Raw genomic sequence first — 17,126 nt, forward strand, 5'->3', positions numbered from 1 at the left:
TCTCCTTGAAAGCAGTTTACTTCTTACCGCTTGCCCCCGGCATTCGCTTACCCTCATTTCTGATTCTCACATTGCCAGATGACCAACCCCGCAACGTCTCTTCCGCACCTGCTCAAACAGTACCAGCGCCGGCTCCTGAACCTTAGTGGCTCTAACCGGTCCTTGGTCTTGCTCAAGCCCTCGGCCAGTCTGCACCTGGACCTGCACGCCCTGGACTTCGCCTATAAAAACCCCGCGTACGAGTACGTGAAAGACCTGCTGGCCGGAAAACAGAACATCACCTTGTGCGAGGTAGCCGATGCCCGCGATGCCGCTCTGGCGCCGCTCACCAAAAGCCTGAAAACCATTCAGCGGCGGGCGCACATGATTTGGGAGGAGCGAGGAGCGAAGGAGCTGTTTGTGGGCTGGCCCTTCGTGGAAGGCGCTTTCCCCGATGGCACCCTGGTGCGGTGCCCGCTGCTTTTTTTCCCGGTGGAACTGCGCGTGAACGAGAAACGCCAGTGGCAGTTAGTCCGGCCCGAGGACACGCCCGCCTTCTTCAATAAAAGCTTCCTGCTGGCCTACGCCCATTACCTCAACCTTGCCCCCGATGAGGCGCTCATGGAAGAGGATTTTGACGAATTCCCTTCCGATGACCTGCAGTTCCGGACCAAACTCTATGAGCTGCTGAAGGAAAGTAACGTGGAGGTCAACTTCAACCAGGAACTCCTGAAAGACGCGCTGCAACCGTTTAAAGCCTACAAACGCGAAGACCTGGAGAAAACCTGGAAGCCCGGACAACTGAAACTTCAGCCCGAGGCGGTGCTGGGTATTTTCCCGCAGGCCGGCTCTTACCAACTCGCGGATTACGATGACCTGCTGGAGAACCCGCCCGCCGAGTCACTGGAGGAGCTGCTTCTGCCGCAAACCGAGGTGAACCCGGCGCATGCCCAACTGGAGCAGCAACTCTTCACCGCCTTCGACGCCGATGCCTCGCAGGAAGCCGCGCTCCGGCAGGTGAAAGCGGGCCAGAGCGTAGTGGTGCAGGGTCCGCCGGGCACGGGCAAATCGCAGCTCATCTGTAACCTGGTTTCTGATTACCTGGCGCGGGGCAAAAGCGTGCTGGTAGTCTGCCAGAAACGCGCTGCTCTGGATGTGGTGTACCAGCGCTTGTCCACCACCGGGCTAGACCAGTTCTCGGCGCTGGTGCACGACTTGAACCTGGACCGCCCCGCCGTGTTCTCTAAAATACGCCACCAGATTGAGCAGGTGGAAGAATACCAGCGGCAGAACGTGGCCCTGGGCAACATCCAGGCCGAGCGGCAGTTCCTGGAAACCAGCCGACGGATCAACCAAATCTCGGAACGGCTGAACAGCCTCAAGGAAGCCCTCTTTGACACCGAAACCTGCGGCTGGTCGCCCAAGGAACTGTATTTGCGCAGCAATCCGCGTGCGCCGCATCTGCCCGCCGAGGGGATTTACCTGCACTTCACCGCTTCTACCTGGCAGGAATGGCGACCGCGCCTGCTGCATTACCTGCAAGACGCGGTGCTGCTGCTCAGCCCAGATTTCCCGTGGAACGACCGCCGTTCTTTCCACCTGCACACCTTTGCCGAGCGCCAGAAACTCACCCAACTGCTCACCGAGGTTCCAGCTTCGGCGCAAGCCGTGGCCAACCAGGTACAGGAACTGCTGCCCCCACAAGCCGAACCATGGGATGCGCTCCAGGCGTTGGTGCAGGAACTGGAAACGCTCCATGCGGTGCAGGCAGCGTTGACGGATAAAACCGTTTCGCGCCTGTTTTTCGGAAACTTAACCCAAACCAAAGACTACAAACAGCGGGAATCTCAGTTCAGCCAGTTACAGAAAGACACCGCCGCGGTTCAGACTAAACTCAGCCCCGCCGAGGTCCAGCAAGTCACCCAATTGTTAGCCGCGCATGACCAGGCCCATAACGGGTTCCTGAGCAAAATCCAGTGGGCTTTCTCCTCTGATAAAAAGAAGCTGGCCGCGCTGGCAGAAACCAAGAAACTCACCAATGCAGATACCGCGGTAGAACACCTGCGCACCGCGCTTCAGCAGTGGAAAACGTTGCAAAGCCAGTGGCAAAGCCTGAAAACCCTGGAGCCTACGCTGGAGATCCCGACAGATTTCTTCAGTGCCGAGGCAACGCAGGAACTGACCGCTTTGCAGAAAGCCTGGGAGCAACGCAAGATCATCCAGCGGCTGGTCACCTATGACGTGCTGCCCGATGCGCTGCTGCAAATGCCCGCGGAACGTTTTAGGGCCGTTTTTACCCAAACCCTTCCAAAGTTGAAACAACTGCAGGAACAGCAAACGGAGTGGGAAAAATGGCTGACGCCCTCGCAGGTAGAAACGCTGGCCACTGACCCTAGCGCCGGGCAGCGGATGGCGCAGAGTCTCAGCGAGAACTTTGAACGAATGGTGCATTTTGATGAGCTGGTGCATACGCTTTCGCCGGTGGTACGGGCCTGGCTGGAGGAGTTGCGCGCAGCGGTGCCCCACAGCGTGGAGGCGCAGTTAGCGGCGCTTGAGAACAGCGTGCTGCTGGCCTGGGTGCAGCATCTAGAAGGCAGATATCCCGTGCTCACCATCGTGAGCACCGGCGAGATTGAACGTCTGGAGACCGAATTGCAGGAGAAAATTAAGCAGAAAGCCGACCTCAGCCGCCAGATCATCCTGTTGAACCTGCGCGAGCAGACGTACAAAAACATGGAGTACAACCGCCTGGGCAACCCGGTCACGTACCGGCGCTTGCTCACGCAGGTAAGTAAAAAGCGGATGCTGTTCCCGCTACGCAAACTGAACGCCGAGTTCGGTGAGGAAATCCGGCAACTGTTGCCGTGCTGGCTGGCCTCGCCCGAAACGGTGTCGGCGTTGTTTCCGCTGGAGCGCATCTTTGATTTGGTCATCTTTGACGAGGCCTCGCAGTGTTTCGCGGAGGTGGGGATTCCGGCCATGATCCGGGCGAACCAGGCCGTGATTGCCGGCGATGAGCAGCAGCTGGGACCGTCAGATCTGTACCGCGTACGCTTTGGGACGGACGAGGAGGAAACCGAGGAACTGTTGGTAGAATCGTTGCTGCAACTGAGTGCGCTGCACCTGCCGCAGACTTTGCTTTCTGAGCATTACCGCAGCCAGTATCCAGAACTGATTCAGTTCTCCAACCAGCATTTCTACCGGCATAAACTTCAGCTCATCCCCAAACTGGAGGCCATGAACACCGCTGAGCCCGCTTTGCAGTACCTGAAAGTGGACGGCGTTTGGGAAAACCAGACCAATAGGGTAGAGGCCGAGCGCGTGCGCGAGCTGGTGTTCGAGCTGATGAAAAAAGGCGAGACCAACATCGGGGTCATTACCTTCAACTTCCCCCAGCAGCAGCTGGTGCAGGATCTGCTGGAGGAGCAGGCACTGGCCCAGAACGTGAAACTTCCCCCGGAACTCATCATCAAAAACATTGAGAACATCCAGGGCGATGAGCGGCAGTACATCATCTTCTCCATCGGGTACGCGCCGGATGCCAGCGGCGTGGTGCGCGCCATGTTCGGGAGCCTGAACGCGGCCAAAGGCGAAAACCGCCTGAACGTGGCCATCACGCGCGCCATCAAGCGGGTGTACGTGGTGTCCAGCCTGTGGCCCGAGCAATTCCCCACCGAGAACGTGAAACATCCTGGCCCGCGGCTGTTGCGCGAGTACCTGGCCTTCGCCCGTGAGGTGAGTGAAAACGGGTTTACGCCCAAGCAGGCACCCGGCACGTCTATTCCATCGGCGCTTTTGCTGTACCCGGCGTTATTGCAGGAGTTTGGGGAAAATGGTAATAAAACGCGCTTATCATTAGAACTTCCCTTCGCAGACCTTACTTTCCGCAACGGCAACAGGTATGAGGCCGTAGTGTTAACCGATGACGATTTGTACTTCCGCCGTCCTTCCGCCAAAGCCTCGCACGCCGATGTGCCGCTGCGCCTCCAGGCCCGGGGTTGGAAATACGGAGCCGTGTACAGCCGTCAGTTCTGGAGCCAGCCCCAACAGGTCTGGCAGAAATTAACCGAACTGTCCCAACACTATGAAGAGTAAATTACTGGAAATTACCGCCGGCCTCAGCCTCTTGATTGCCGTGGCCTGTGACTCAGGAGCCGCCAAAACCGAAGAGGCCACGGCCGAGACATCCACCAAAAAGGAAGGCAAGAAAAAGAAAGACAAGAACCCGGCCACCGAAGGATTCGCCGTGAACAACAACTACGATTTGCTGGAGACGAGCAAGATGGGCAAGAAAACCGTGCCCGAAAGCTCTGGCCTGGAGGCATCCGCCGATGGTAATTTCTGGACGCACCCAGACGCGGGCAATGAGGCCGTGCTCTACAAAATAAACCAGTCTGGCGAACTGCTGGAAACCATGAACGTGCAGGGCGGCAAGAACAATGACTGGGAAGACATCGCCCGCGGCGAAGACGGGTTTCTGTACCTGGGCGACATGGGCAACAATGAAAATACCCGCCAAGACCTCCAGATTGTGAAGGTAGACGAGAAGACCAAAAAAGTGGTAGGCACCATCCCGTTCAAGTACGCCGACCAAACCGAGTTTCCGCCCGCCAAGGAGAACCTGAACTATGACGTGGAAGGCTTTCTCATGCACAACAACGCTTTCTACCTGTTCACCAAGAACCGCGGCAAAGGCGACTGGGTGAAGCTCTACAGAGTAGCCAACCAACCGGGCGCCGCCCAAACCGTGCAGCCGCTGGACAGCGTCCAGATCACCACCAAAATTACCGCCGCCGACATTTCGCCGGATGGCCTCCACATCGCCCTGCTGGGCGAAGGCTGGACGTATCTTTTTGAGGCAGACAGCCCCGAGCAGGCGTTCAAAGGCAAGAAAGAGCAGATTCCGCTGGGCAAAGTAGGCCAGGCCGAAGGTTTGGTTTTCGTGAACGACACTGACATGATGATCTCCAACGAGAAGGGAACGCTGTTCATGCTGCGTTTGAAGAAGTAGCCGTTTTGCGCCTGGTTTGAGTAAAAGAACCCTAAAACGCACTGGTGCTCTGCCTCCGGTAGAAAGCCCCAATAGCAAGAACCCAACAGGAAATGGCAGCCACCGCTGCCATTTCCTGTTTTACCAAAGGTCATTTCTGCCCAGCTGCACGATTCCCGCAAAAACCTTATTTCCGGTTTATTGTCTGTTTTCTGAAAACTAGCCGAAAACGCTGGGGTGGTTTTTCCGTTCTTACTAAGGCGCAAGCAGGAAAGTACGTATCTCACGCATCTAAAAACTACACAACATGTCACATATCATTCTGGTGACCGGCGCCACCGGCACCGTAGGTTCTGCTACTGTCAAAGCACTGTCGGGGCTTGGGGCTAACGTAAGGGCGGGCGTTCGCTCGTTGATCAAGGGAGACAGCCTGAAGCGCCTGCCGGGCGTAGACCTGGTGGAAATGGACTTTGATCGGCCGGAGAGCCTGGCGGTGGCCTTCACCGGTGTCAACGCTGCTTTCCTGATCACGCCTTTCACACAGGATCAGGTCCAGATGGCCCAGCAACTCATCGATGCCGCCAAGGCCGCCGGAGTACGCCACGTGGTCCGGCTTTCGGCCAGCGGGGCCGAGGCGGAACCGGGCATTCAGTTGGGCCGATGGCACCGCCAGGCCGAGGAGTACATCAAAAGCTCTGGTATTCCTTACACACTTTTACGGCCGGGTTCGTTCATGCAGAATTTTGTGCACCAGTACGCCCATAGCATCAAGCAGGAGAATGCGTTTTACCTGCCCCTGGGAGAGGGCCGCGTTTCTTACGTAGACGTGCGCGACATAGGAGAGGTGGCCGCCAACATCCTGATGAACCCCGAGGCGCATGTAAACCAAGTCTATACCCTCACCGGTCCGCAAGCCTTGTCTGGTTCAGAAATAGCGGCTATTTTCTCTGGCGTCACCGGCCGCACCATCCGCTACGTAGACGTGCCCGAAGAAGCGGCCCTCAATGCCATGCAGCAGCAAGGCCTGCCCAACTGGATGACCGAGAGCCTGCTGGAGCTGAACGCGATTTCCAAAGCCGGTTATTCCTCCGGCGTGACCAGCGATGCCCCGGAAGTCACCGGGCACCCCGCGCACACCTTTGAAAACTTCGTGCAAACCTACCGCGACTGCTTTTAGAACCGCTGACATCAAAAGTAATGAGCCTCTGTTTAGAGACTGTTTTCTGAAAAGCAGTCCCTAAACAGAGGCTTTTATGCTGCAGAAGATGTATGCTGGTTAAGATATTAGGGGATGAAAAGGTTATGCTAACAGCCAATAGCTTTTTCGTGAGCCTTAATGTAAGAACATCGATCACTATGACTTAAGGATATTCTGGCGCGGAAGTTACTTCCGTGACTAACGGTCTGTTCTTTAGGCACGGAAGTAACTTCCGCGCCATAGTAGGGCCATAGTGGGTAGTAGGCCATAGTGGGTAATAGAGGTATGTTGACAGAAACATCGGCAATATATGACTGATCTGTTTTGAAGCGCTTGTTCTTCTGAAAACAAAAATCCCCGCTGGGAGCACCAGCGGGGATTTTTCATGTAATGGGTGGTTAGACCTTAGTGGTCATTTCTGGAACCACCGCGGGAAGAATTCCCGTTGCGGTTACCGTTGCCACTTCCGCTGCCACCGGAGCGATGATCGTCATGGTCTTGGTTGGAGCGTCCGTAGTCAGAACGGTTCTCGTAGCCGGAGCCACCGCCTCCGTAGCTGGATTGTCCGCCTTGTGTGCCGCCGTAGCCGCCACGGGAACCCATTCCGGAAGAAGAAGAACCGTATCCGCTGGAGCCGCCGTAGCTGCTTCCGCCCTGGCCGTAGCCGCCCATGCCGTAGTCACGGCTTTGGTCGCCGTAGCCACCGCCGGTAGAAGCACCGCCGTGTCCGCGATCATGGTCTTGGCCGCCTTGTCTTGAGCCAGATCCGGATGATCCATAACCACCGCGGGAGCCCATATCAGAGCCCATGTTGCCGTAGTTGGAACCTCCGAAGCTTCCGCCCTGCGAGCCTTGGCTTGAGCCGTAAGACGAGCCGCCTTGTGAGCCGTAGCCGCCCTGGGCACTGCGCGAGCCGAAGTCGCCGCCTTGTGCGTTGTGGGTGCTGTAGCCGCCCTGGCCGCTGCCGCCGCTCATAGAGCCGTAGCCGCTGTTGTCATTGCCTCGGTTCTGGCCGCGTGAGCCGCCGCCTCCTTGCCAATCCTGGTTTCCGCCCTGAGAAGAACCGTAGCCGCCGCGTGAGCCCATGTCAGAGCCCATGTTGCCGCCGTAACCCCCTCTGGAGCCCATGTCATGGGAACCGTAGTTGCTACCGCCGTGGCCTGGCCCTCTTCCTGATTGGGTGCTGTAGGCGTTGCCGCCCTGGCTGTAGCCGCCATCATAATCTGAGTTGCCGTCATAGCCTTGGCCACCGCGAGATCCACCCTGTGAACCACCACGTGAACCGTATTCTTCGCTATACGAGCCTCCTCTGGAGCCCATAGAGCCATAAGAACCGCCTTGCTGATTGCTATAGCCTTGGCTGTAGCCGCCGTGTCCGCTGCCCTGGCCACCGCCACCGTGCATGCCGTAGCCGCTCTCAGTGCCGTAGCCCATCTGGTTTCCGTAATAGCCGGAACCGCCGTAGTTAGAATAGCCGCCGCGGTCAGACTCTGAACGGGAAGAGTTGCCGGCGTAGCCACCTTGTGAACTCATGCCGTACGGATTGCTGCCCATTCCAGAGCCTCCACCGTAACCACCCTGGCCGCCTTGTCCGCCGGAGTGACCCATTGATCCTCCGTAGCCGCCTTGGCCATAGCTAGAGCCTCCTTGGTTTCCCTGAGCGCCGTAGCCGCCTTGGCCGTAGTTAGAGCCGCCCTGGTTTCCCTGGGAACCGTAACCGCCCTGGCCACCATAGTTGCCGCCGCCTTGTCCGCCGTAACGGTTGTGCTGGTCATCATGGTTGTTCCAGGAATTGCCGCCGCCAAAGCTGCCGCTGTTGCCCTGTGATCCGCCATAACCACCTTGGCCGCCTTGGTATCCGTTGCCACCGTTATGGCCGCCGCCATAGTTGTTACCGCCTTGTGATCCGTAGCCACCTTGGTCGCCGTTAAAGTTGCCGCCCCCGCTGATGCCACTCATAGAAGAGCTGCCCTGGTTGCCGTGCTCTCCGCCTTGCGATCCGCCGTAGCCCATGCCGCTGCCCATTGAGGCAGAGGAGCCAGAGGCGTTGTTGTCTGAGCCAGACGAATCACCTGACTTGCTTGACTTGCCAGATTTAGACGAAGTGGAAGAGCCTGATTTGGAACTTGCTTTGGGAGTGCTGGAAGAGCTGGAAGTTTTGCTTCCGCCGCTTCTCTTGCCTGCTGCTGATGATGATGTATCTGATGAAGAGGCGCTGGCGCCTGTTTTAGAGGAAGAAGTGCCGCTGGAAGCGGTTGGAGAACTGGTGCTGCCCAAGCCTGCGCTGCTGCCGGAACCGCTGCTACCTGTTGAACTGCCCGTAGAACCGGACATGCCCCCTTGTGCGCCAGAAGTGCCCTGTGCACCGGAAGCGCCTTGTGAGCCTAAAGATCCAGAAGAGGTACCTGAAGATGAGCTGGAGCCCATTCCACCGGAGGAAGAAGAGGTAGAAGCATTTGCGCCTGTACCACTGGTTGAGCCAGAAGTAGAAGAGCCCTGATTATCGTTTTGCTGCTCTTTTTGATTTTCTTTCATGGTTAAATCTCCTTGTTTTAGTTTTAGAATGGTGTCTTGAAAGCACTTGCCTTAGATTGGAAAATTGTACCCATATCTGAGGCAAGTGTTTATACTATACGAACGGGTGTTTGCATGGTTAACTCATTCATTGCGATTTTTTAATTCAGAAAGAATCAATAGGAGAATAGCCTTAAAAGTTGTGTTAAATTTTAAGCCTGAATTACGAAATTGATTTTGGCGCGTGTGCTTTCCGCCTGTTTTTTAGAAAAGCGGCAAAAAACAAAAACATGGTGTTTTGACTATGTTCTGCCGAACTATTTCTCTCCGGCAGCCGCAACGAAACGGCTTCAGCCTTAGCTTGCTTTTGATCGTGTCAGACACCAGAGTGCATTCTCTTAATCTCTGATCAAGAACTCACTCAGGCGCTGTCCCTAAAAACAGGAAGAGAAGTGTCGATCATAGGAAGGGAAGTGTTGATCGCTTTTTGGCTTTATTGGTACCGGCCCGTCTTTGTTGATGTTAGTGCCTTTCGCTGCCTTTGTTGGTGTTCTCACCAACAAACCACGTTAGCAGGTGAAAAACATAGCAACAACCAAAAACTTTCCTCAGGCTTCACGAAACGGATTGATCTACTCCTAAAAAGCGACGATGGAATCATCCTGCTGCCAAGCTCATACAGGGTAAAACGGAAGAAAGCCCTAAAAACAAAATCGCCCCAGAAACGCGCCTCTGTTGTAGAGGGGAGTTCCTGGGACGATTATAGATAGTGATGAAAGTTGCTATGCCGGCTCGCTCGTTTTTCCCTGAAGGGGGATGGTGTTGGAGTCAGCGGGATCGTTCACGTCCAGCTTGTTCAGGAGCTCTTCGGCGTCTTCCTTTTCTTCTTCATCAGGCTCAGGAACATGGTGTTCATCGGCTTCCAAAGGTTCATAGTTCAGCCGGATGAACATAGGGAAGTGGTCTGAGCCGAAGAACGGCAACCGCTTGATTCTGATCAGCCGGAAAGCCGGGTCATAGAAGATGTGGTCCAGGGAATACCGGAAAAACGGCACGAACGCATTATAGGTGTTAAAGAAACCGCGCCCGATGCGCGGGTCCAGCAAGCCGCTTATTTTCCGGAAGAGGTTGGTGGTGTAGGACCAGGCCACATCGTTCAGGTCCCCAATCACAATGCTGGCGTAGGGCGAGTCTTTCGCCATCTTGGCTACGGTCAGCAACTCCGCCTCGCGGGTGTCGGTGTCTTTGTTCAGGTGCGGCGGCTGCGGATGCACGGTGAACAGGTCAAACTTCTTGCCGGTGGGCAGTTCAATCAACATATAGAAAGACGGGATGCCGTCCTCCACCAGGTAGCGAACTTCGGTGTGGGTGAGTTTGAATTTGCTATAGAACATCATGCCATAGGTGTTTTCCAAGGGCTCTTTGATGCAGTACGGGTAGCGTTCATCTAACTCAGAAATGGCATTGGCCCAGCGGTGATCCGGCTCGTTGATAAGCAGCAGATCAGGGTCATTGTCGTGCACCACTTTCAGGAAACGATCATAACGGGTGTTGGACATGCGTACGTTGGATATCATGATCCCGAAGGAGTTTTTGGGCGCTTTCAGCTTAGACCGTAGCGCCTGCACCCGCACCATGGGAGTGAACTTGTACACGTGCACCAGTTCATTCACGATACCCAGGACCAGCAGGCCGGCAAAAATTTTCTGGGTCAGCAGCTCAAACCCGTAAAGCCAGCCATACGCCCCCAAGATCAAGGTGCTCAGCAAGACGACCTGCACCCGGGGGAAGTCCAGGATTCTTATCCACCAGTAGGTGCTCTTAACAAGGGTTAACAAGGAAGCTAAAATGGCAATACAGCCAAGCAGCTCAAGGGCGATTTTCATAGGCCATACAGAGATTCGGTTCGTTCACATACTGATTTTGGCAGCTAGGGTTGCTTCTGTAGAAATACGGACGCGGCTACCGAGGATACCGCCACAAAAAAAAGTCGTTTCTGGCCAGATTTACTTAAATCTGGCCAAAAACGGCTTTCAGAAATTTTATGCAGGTGCGTTTACGGCGCTACCTTCTCTACCCGCACCCCCACCGACATGATGCCGGGCAGAGGGTCCTGGCGCATGTATTGGTTCAGCTTAAGCTGGTATTTACCAGCCTGCGTAAACCGAACATTTTTCAGGCCCCTAAACCGGTGATCGAAAATGTCGCCGGTGCCGTTGCCCCGGGGCTCCCCGGTTTTGGGGTCCATGAGGTACATCTCGTGCAGCATGGAATTGATCTGCTGCCCGTCTGGCCCTACCAGGTAATGCCGCAGGTACAGGTTGTAAAAAGGATAATGCAGCGCGTTACGCACGTTGAAGAACACATTGTACTGCTGCGTGGTATCCGTGATTTCAAAGGTGAACACCGGCGCCAGTTTTACCGGCCACTGGTTGTCCGGGATGTCCTGGTTTTCTTCAAACACGCGGTTGGCGTCACAGCTGACCAGAAACAGACCCAGGCTCAGCAAAGACAAAAAAAGACGGAATCGTTTTCTCATCATGCTTCGGCTTTGGGTGCTCCGCCTTCTGGGTTGCCCGGTTTGCGGTTCCGGTTGTTTCTGTTGCGGCTACGTCTGCTGCGCTGCTCGCCCTCTGGCCGTGGCCCGGCCTCGGTTCTCTCCGGGGCGGTCACACCTGCCACCGCGGCCTGCGCCACGGGTTGGGGTCGGTTGGACTGCGGTGGACGCTCGCCCTTCGGACGCTCCTGGCGTTCCTGGCGCGGAGGACGATTGCCCTGGTTCCCTTCTTTAGGAGCGCGGTTCGGGTCACGTTCAGGGCGGTTAGGGTCCCGCTCAGGCCGGGGCTTGCCTCCTTGCGGCTGCTGTCCTTTGGCCTGCGGATCACGTTCTGGCTTGGCCTGGCGGTTTTCGTTGCCTCTTGGTTTGTTTCCGTTGCGCTCTGGCCGGGGCTTGTTTTCGCCTCCTTCCACCGCTCTACCCGACGGACGGTCTCTGCGGGCTTCTGGAGTAGGAGCGGCCTGCGCCAGCACCTCGGTAGCGGTTGGGGCCGCTCCGGCAGCAGCTCCGTTTTTCTTTTTCTTGTTGCGTTTTTTCTTGGCTTTGTATTGCTCGTCCAGGCGGTCCAGGTTGCCTTCCAGCGCTTCCACAAAGTCTACCACTTCGGGGAGCTGCTTTTTCACTTCCTCGGCCAGGTTCTCGGGCATCTCGCCGGCGGCGTTCATCTTCAGAACCTCGTGTACGCGCTCTACGGTCACCGGAAACCAGTTGCTGTCGCCGCGATATCCGAACCACATGATGCGCCGGAAGATATCGGTCTTCTGTAAAAACGCATCGCCGGCTTTGGTCTGCAGCGGACGGTTCACGTTAGGAATGTCCTTGAGGGCATCCATGTAGGTTTCCAGCTCATAGTTGAGGCAGCACTTGAGGCGCCCGCACTGGCCAGACAGCTTGCTGGGGTTCAGAGACAGGTTCTGGTAACGCGCCGCAGTGGTAGATACGCTTCTAAAATCGGTGAGCCAGGTAGAGCAGCACAGTTCGCGGCCGCAGGACCCGATGCCGCCCAAACGACCGGCTTCGTGCCGAAGGCTGATCTGGCGCATCTCAATCCGGACCTTGAATTCCTCGGCTAGTTTCTTGATCAGTTCCCTGAAATCCACGCGGTCATCGGCGGAATAAAAGAAGGTGGCCTTGGTTTTATCGGCTTGGTATTCCACGTCTGAGAGCTTCATCTTGAGCTTCAGTTCCTGCACAATGGCGCGGGCGCGGTACATGGTGGCGGGTTCCTGCTCGCGGGCGAGGTTGAACTTTTCCATGTCCTTCTCAGTAGCCACGCGGTAGATGCTCCGGATCTCGTCGTTGTTCTGAACCTTCTTCTTGTTCATCTGCAGACGCACCAGCTCGCCTTTCAGAGACACGTGCCCGATGTGGTGCCCGTTAGGCACGTCTACCACCACGGCATCGCCGGTGATGAGCGGCAGCCGGTTGATGTTCCGGAAAAACTCTTTGCGTCCGCCTTTGAAACGGATCTCCACTATATCAAACTCCTTGAAAGACACGGGTATTTCCATGTCTGAGAGCCAATCAAATACATTTAATCGGTTACAGCCTCCCGTGCTGCAACCGCCGTTGCTTTTGCAACCCGCTACTACCTCGGTGCCGTCGGCAGAGGTGGTTTTGGTGCCGCAGCCGCCACTAGAACATGAACTACATCCCACAGGTTAATTTCCTTTATATAGATAATTCTTGTTTTCAAAAATATACTTCTCAAGATACCGGAAAGCTGCGCGTCATCTCTCTCCTGAAATTCAAGAATTTATCCTCCTGACAGTGAGTGTCTTACTAAGGGAGGGGCAGGGGAGATTAACTCTTTTTAAGCCTTTCTGCGGCAAATACTGAGAGCCTAATTAACAAATATAATAACTTAATCTGAATAGGCAGGTACGATTTCTTAGGTTATCCACAGGGTATTTTAGAGGTATTTTCCAAAAAACGGGCGTAAAACGCCTGAAAACCTAAACAAAAAGCACAACAGCCGGTTTTACTATACTGTTCCTGACCGGATAGGTTGAGGTTGCAAAACTTCTGGCTGAGGCTGTTTTCCTCGCTGGAATATGGCTTCCTGCGGATATATTTGATTCCGATGGACCCGGAATTGTGCCAGAACTGATTTTGATCTGGCTCCCTGATTTCGTTATTTGCCCCTCGTCACGCTTTCTGGCTTTTATGACCTTCGCTTTCGCCCAAGACCTTACCGTAGAGCAACTGTGCACGCTCTTCAACACCGCCTTTATGAGTTATATTCAGCCCATGGTGCTCACGCCGGAGGTGATGGCCCTGAAACTTCGGCGCGATGGTACAGACGTAGCTTTGTCTCCTTTAGCCCTGGCTGATGGCCAACCCGTGGGCTTTATTTTGCAGAACCTGGGCGAGTGGCAAGGCCGAAAAACCGCGTACAACAGCGGTACCGGCGTGGTGCCCGAAGCGCGGGGGCAGGGCCTTACCCCCAGAATGTATGCGTTTTCTTTGCCCATTCTGCAAGCGCAGGGAGTGGAGCAGTGCCTGTTGGAAGTGATCCAGGAAAACAAACGGGCTTTGGGCATCTATCAGCAACTGGGTTTTACCATCACCCGGAATTTTCATGTTTTCCGGCACGCCAAAGAAGAACTGCACTGGCATGGCCACTTACCGGAGCACGTCACTTTCAAAGAAGTAACTGCGCCGCAATGGCCGCTGTATCAAACCTTCTGGGACGTGGAGCCCAGCTGGCAGCACCACACCGCCGCCATTGACCGGACCCTTTCTGATGTGCGACTGGTGGAGGCCTGGGTTCAGGGGCAATGCGTGGGCTACGGCGTCATTTACGCCATGACCGGGGCGGTGGCGCAACTGTCGGTGGCCCCTGCCTGGCGTCAAAAGGGAATAGGGCAGGCGCTGCTGCAGCACTTGGTGTCTCTGACCACTGCCCCTATGGTGAGCCTCATCAACGTAGACGCGCAGTCCGAACAAACGGTCCGGTTCCTGAAAAAACGCCAGATGCCGGAACTACTGAGCCAGTACGAAATGGTGAAACCTCTTTAAGCTGCGTTTTAGGCCTCTTTTAAGAAAAACGGCAGCAAAACGGCAGTGACTTTCTACTATCACCTCAGCAGATATCCTTTACTTGATTTCACTTTCCATCCTTTAAACAAACTACATGGTTCTGGATACCCTCACCAACGCCTCCCGCTATTATGGAATGCACCCGCTGTTTGAACAGGCGTTTGCTTTCCTGCGTGAATCTGACCTGCTGAACCTGCCGCTGGGCAAACACGAGCTGGCAGGGCAGCAGCTTTTCGCGATCATCTCAGACGGGAAAGGTTTCTCCAAGCCAAATGCCCGGCTGGAGGCGCACCGCACTTACATCGATATTCAATACGTGGTGACCGGCAGCGATCACATGGGCTGGAAAAATCTGGCCGCCTGCGGCCTCCCCAGCGAGCCGTACACCGCCGAAAAGGACATCGCTTTTTTCCCAGACCAAACCAACAGCTGGTTTGACGTGGCAGCGGGCTCATTCACCATCTTCTTCCCCGAGGATGCCCATGCGCCCCTCGCCACCGATGACCTAGTCAGGAAAGTGGTGCTGAAGATTGCCGTGCAGTAATTTGGCTGGAGGTAGAAGCCTCTTGCCCGTTTATAGCCTCTTTTTCAGAAAACAAGCAAAAAGCATAACTTAAAAATCCCCGGCAGAAGCTGCGTTCTGCCGGGGATTTTAAGTTAAAGTGTAAGAAAGGAGCGCCTAGTAATTGTGCTTTCTTTTCTTTTTGGCTCTGAAATAAGCAACCACGCCATAGCTGAGAATAGCCGCAACGGCTGCTTTTCTCAGGAGTCCGCCGCGGTTGTATTTCCACTCGGCTTTGTAGCCCTTCTCGGCGAAGATGTTGGGGACGTGCCCGCTTCTCAGGTCTTCAATGATGCCTTCCACCACATTGATGCGGTCCGCGAGGATCAATGGCAGCCAGTGTCCGTAATCGTTCTCGGTTTTCTTGAAGGCCAAACGCCGGATCATCCCACTCAACCCCGACGGCGGGGTAGAAGTCCCGAAAACGGCCGTTACGTTAGGGCGCTCGTTAGAATGCAGGATCTCAACGGTTTGCGGCTGTAAGGTGGGGCGCTCCCAGGAATAGCCCAGATGCTCCTCGTTGGTGCGGCGCTTCATGGGGTACGTGGGGTCATTCTTCGGATCGGCGTCAATGCCCCATCCTTTTATATGTGAGTAGTCTTTGGTTGTATTTTCCATGGTCTTTTTTCTTTACAGGCCAGCTGATGGTGAAATAAGGATAGGTTTGATGCAGTTGTCCAGTTTCTCAGAGAAGATACGGTAGGCATCAGAAACCTCTTCTAACGGAATGCGGTGCGTGATGAGCCCTTTGGGGTTCAGGACGCCGTTTTGCACGTGCTCAATCAACCTTGGCAACAGACGTTTCACGGAGGCCTGGTTGGCCCGGATGGTCAGCCCTTTGTTGAGCACGTTCCCGATAGGAATCAGGTTATCCGTTGGGCCATATACCCCCACAATGGAGATGATACCGCCTTTTTTCACTGAGTTGATGGCCCAATGCACGGCCGTGGCAGAACCCGCCTGCAAGAGCAGTTTTCTACCCGTGATGGTTTGCATGGCGTTACCGGCGGCCTCGGCCCCAACAGCGTCAATGCAGACATCGGCACCCATCCAGTCGGTTTCTTTTTTTAGGAACAGTACCGGGTCACCAATCTCATTGAAGTTGTAAGCCTCGCACTGCGCGTAGTTACGGGCGAACTCCAGGCGGTAATCTACCTGGTCAATGATGATCACGCGGCCTGCGCCAAACAGCCAGGAGCATTTCGCGGCCATGATGCCCACGGGACCCGCGCCGAATACCACCACGGTGTCACCTTTCTGGATGCCTCCCATCTCGGCGGCCTGGTACCCGGTAGGCACCACGTCAGTGAGCAGCACGGCATCATCGGGGTCCATTCCCTCGGGGATGATGGTGGGGCCTACGTTGGCGTAAGGCACCCGGGCGTACTCGGCCTGGCCGCCGTTATAACCGCCGGCCGTGTGCGAGTACCCGAAAATACCGCCTACTGCGGTGGCCTGCGGGTTAGACTCATGGCAGTTGCCGTACAGTTCCTGCTTACAGAAGGCGCACTGGCCGCAGGCAATGTTGAAGGGCACCAGCACGTGGTCGCCCACTTTTATCTTGGTCACCTCAGAGCCAACTTCTTCTACTATGCCCGTGAACTCATGTCCAAAGGTCATCCCCACGCGGGTATCTGGCACGGAGCCGTTGTATAAGTGAAGATCAGAGCCGCAGATGCAGGAACGGGTTACCCGTACAATGGCGTCTTGCGGGTGTTCTATCTTGGGCATGGGTTTCTGACTGGCACGGACCCGCAAAGGGCCTCGGTAATTCATGGCTAGCATAAGATTTCTCCTTGGGGTTAGAGTGAGACATTGTTTACGTAGGCTTCGCGTTTTAGAAGTACTTTTTTATTTCCAGTTCTAAAAAGCAAAAATGCCATCCCCGTTTTTTACTTCCCGAGAACCTTAAAGTTTCAGTAACTTCTTTCTTCCCGGGGAAATACGTATTTATACGGATATCCTGAAACAAGTCCTAAAACCCAGTAATCTGGCCCAGCGACTGATTCCGTCCTTTTCTTCTGAAGTACATTCTCTTAGCCAAAGTTGAAGTGCCCGAGGAACCATTTGCGGTCACTGCTTTGCCTGGGAAAGTGCTGTCTTACTTGCTTCTGCCGCAGAACCGGAAGGAGAAACGGAACCATGATTAGCTTTTCCGTTTAGGGCTCGTTTTAGCAAAACAGGCCCGAAACGGAAAGGCTGATTTTACAGGAGGCTACTTGGCTGGTTGCCGTCTGGCGATAGTGCGTACTTTTGCAGACAGGCGGGATGCGTTGACTGCTGC

The 17,126-nt window shown here is 55.2% G+C and carries 12 protein-coding genes; 6 read left to right on the forward strand and 6 right to left on the reverse strand.

Annotation, left to right across the window (positions count from 1 at the left end):
• Positions 1-78 precede the first annotated feature (78 nt).
• The 3 genes from H7U12_RS01995 to H7U12_RS02005 all read left to right on the forward strand — a co-directional run bounded on the left by H7U12_RS01995 (position 79) and on the right by H7U12_RS02005 (position 6,146).
• The gene (locus H7U12_RS01995; RefSeq protein ID WP_186632075.1) at positions 79-4,074 is read left to right on the forward strand and encodes an AAA domain-containing protein; all 3,996 of its coding nucleotides are present in this window, start codon (positions 79-81) and stop codon (positions 4,072-4,074) included.
• Positions 4,064-4,990: a hypothetical protein gene (locus H7U12_RS02000; protein WP_186632078.1), complete on the forward strand. Its 927-nt coding sequence runs from the start codon at positions 4,064-4,066 to the stop codon at positions 4,988-4,990. Before H7U12_RS01995 ends, H7U12_RS02000 begins: the two co-directional genes overlap by 11 nt.
• A 286-nt stretch (positions 4,991-5,276) precedes the next feature.
• A complete protein-coding gene (locus H7U12_RS02005) occupies positions 5,277-6,146 on the forward strand; it encodes an SDR family oxidoreductase (RefSeq protein WP_186632081.1) in 870 nt (289 codons plus the stop codon).
• Between the two features lie 426 nt (positions 6,147-6,572).
• Here H7U12_RS02005 and H7U12_RS02010 read toward each other — a convergent pair whose 3' ends face one another.
• Positions 6,573-8,192, reverse strand: a complete 1,620-nt coding sequence (locus H7U12_RS02010; protein ID WP_186632084.1) for a hypothetical protein — start codon at positions 8,190-8,192, stop codon at positions 6,573-6,575.
• On the opposite strand from H7U12_RS02010, the gene H7U12_RS02015 reads away from it, so the two are divergent.
• A complete protein-coding gene (locus tag H7U12_RS02015; RefSeq protein WP_186632087.1) occupies positions 8,179-8,667 on the forward strand; it encodes a hypothetical protein in 489 nt (162 codons plus the stop codon). The two genes, H7U12_RS02010 and H7U12_RS02015, sit on opposite strands and share 14 nt — an antisense overlap.
• A gap of 796 nt (positions 8,668-9,463) precedes the next feature.
• Here H7U12_RS02015 and H7U12_RS02020 read toward each other — a convergent pair.
• The 3 genes from H7U12_RS02020 to ricT form a co-directional block, all read right to left on the reverse strand.
• The gene (locus H7U12_RS02020; protein WP_186632090.1) at positions 9,464-10,567 is read right to left on the reverse strand and encodes an endonuclease/exonuclease/phosphatase family protein; all 1,104 of its coding nucleotides are present in this window, start codon (positions 10,565-10,567) and stop codon (positions 9,464-9,466) included.
• A 170-nt stretch (positions 10,568-10,737) separates the two neighbouring features.
• Complete coding sequence (locus H7U12_RS02025; RefSeq protein ID WP_186632093.1) at positions 10,738-11,220, reverse strand: gliding motility lipoprotein GldH; 483 nt, start codon at positions 11,218-11,220, stop codon at positions 10,738-10,740.
• Positions 11,220-12,749, reverse strand: coding sequence for a regulatory iron-sulfur-containing complex subunit RicT (ricT, locus tag H7U12_RS02030; protein WP_186632419.1), 1,530 nt, complete (start codon positions 12,747-12,749; stop codon positions 11,220-11,222). Before ricT ends, H7U12_RS02025 begins: the two co-directional genes overlap by 1 nt.
• 655 nt (positions 12,750-13,404) lie before the next feature.
• Between ricT and H7U12_RS02035 the strand changes: the two genes are divergently transcribed.
• Both H7U12_RS02035 and H7U12_RS02040 read left to right on the forward strand, forming a co-directional pair.
• Positions 13,405-14,259: a GNAT family N-acetyltransferase gene (locus H7U12_RS02035; protein WP_186632096.1), complete on the forward strand. Its 855-nt coding sequence runs from the start codon at positions 13,405-13,407 to the stop codon at positions 14,257-14,259.
• Between the two features lie 115 nt (positions 14,260-14,374).
• On the forward strand, positions 14,375-14,824 hold the full coding sequence (locus H7U12_RS02040; RefSeq protein WP_186632099.1) for a YhcH/YjgK/YiaL family protein: 450 nt from the start codon (positions 14,375-14,377) through the stop codon (positions 14,822-14,824).
• A gap of 135 nt (positions 14,825-14,959) precedes the next feature.
• On the opposite strand, the gene H7U12_RS02045 is transcribed toward H7U12_RS02040, so the two are convergent.
• Positions 14,960-15,460, reverse strand: a complete 501-nt coding sequence (locus H7U12_RS02045) for a hypothetical protein (RefSeq protein WP_186632102.1) — start codon at positions 15,458-15,460, stop codon at positions 14,960-14,962.
• A gap of 12 nt (positions 15,461-15,472) precedes the next feature.
• The gene (locus H7U12_RS02050) at positions 15,473-16,627 is read right to left on the reverse strand and encodes a zinc-dependent alcohol dehydrogenase (RefSeq protein WP_186632105.1); all 1,155 of its coding nucleotides are present in this window, start codon (positions 16,625-16,627) and stop codon (positions 15,473-15,475) included.
• Positions 16,628-17,126: the final 499 nt, after the last annotated feature.

Origin of the sequence: Rufibacter sediminis, from assembly GCF_014269285.1 — a bacterium.
Lineage (GTDB): Bacteria > Bacteroidota > Bacteroidia > Cytophagales > Hymenobacteraceae > Nibribacter > Nibribacter sediminis.

Excerpts from the sequence above, each read along its gene's own strand:
- H7U12_RS01995 (WP_186632075.1), top strand. The coding sequence starts at position 79 with ATGACCAACCCCGCAACGTCTCTTCCGCACCTGCTCAAACAGTACCAG.
- H7U12_RS02000 (WP_186632078.1), top strand. The coding sequence starts at position 4,064 with ATGAAGAGTAAATTACTGGAAATTACCGCCGGCCTCAGCCTCTTGATT.
- H7U12_RS02005 (WP_186632081.1), top strand. The coding sequence starts at position 5,277 with ATGTCACATATCATTCTGGTGACCGGCGCCACCGGCACCGTAGGTTCT.
- H7U12_RS02015 (WP_186632087.1), top strand. The coding sequence starts at position 8,179 with ATGCCGCTGCCCATTGAGGCAGAGGAGCCAGAGGCGTTGTTGTCTGAG.
- H7U12_RS02010 (WP_186632084.1), bottom strand. The coding sequence starts at position 8,192 with ATGGGCAGCGGCATGGGCTACGGCGGATCGCAAGGCGGAGAGCACGGC.
- H7U12_RS02020 (WP_186632090.1), bottom strand. The coding sequence starts at position 10,567 with ATGAAAATCGCCCTTGAGCTGCTTGGCTGTATTGCCATTTTAGCTTCC.
- H7U12_RS02025 (WP_186632093.1), bottom strand. The coding sequence starts at position 11,220 with ATGAGAAAACGATTCCGTCTTTTTTTGTCTTTGCTGAGCCTGGGTCTG.
- ricT (WP_186632419.1), bottom strand. The coding sequence starts at position 12,749 with ATGGAAATACCCGTGTCTTTCAAGGAGTTTGATATAGTGGAGATCCGT.
- H7U12_RS02035 (WP_186632096.1), top strand. The coding sequence starts at position 13,405 with ATGACCTTCGCTTTCGCCCAAGACCTTACCGTAGAGCAACTGTGCACG.
- H7U12_RS02040 (WP_186632099.1), top strand. The coding sequence starts at position 14,375 with ATGGTTCTGGATACCCTCACCAACGCCTCCCGCTATTATGGAATGCAC.
- H7U12_RS02045 (WP_186632102.1), bottom strand. The coding sequence starts at position 15,460 with ATGGAAAATACAACCAAAGACTACTCACATATAAAAGGATGGGGCATT.
- H7U12_RS02050 (WP_186632105.1), bottom strand. The coding sequence starts at position 16,627 with ATGCTAGCCATGAATTACCGAGGCCCTTTGCGGGTCCGTGCCAGTCAG.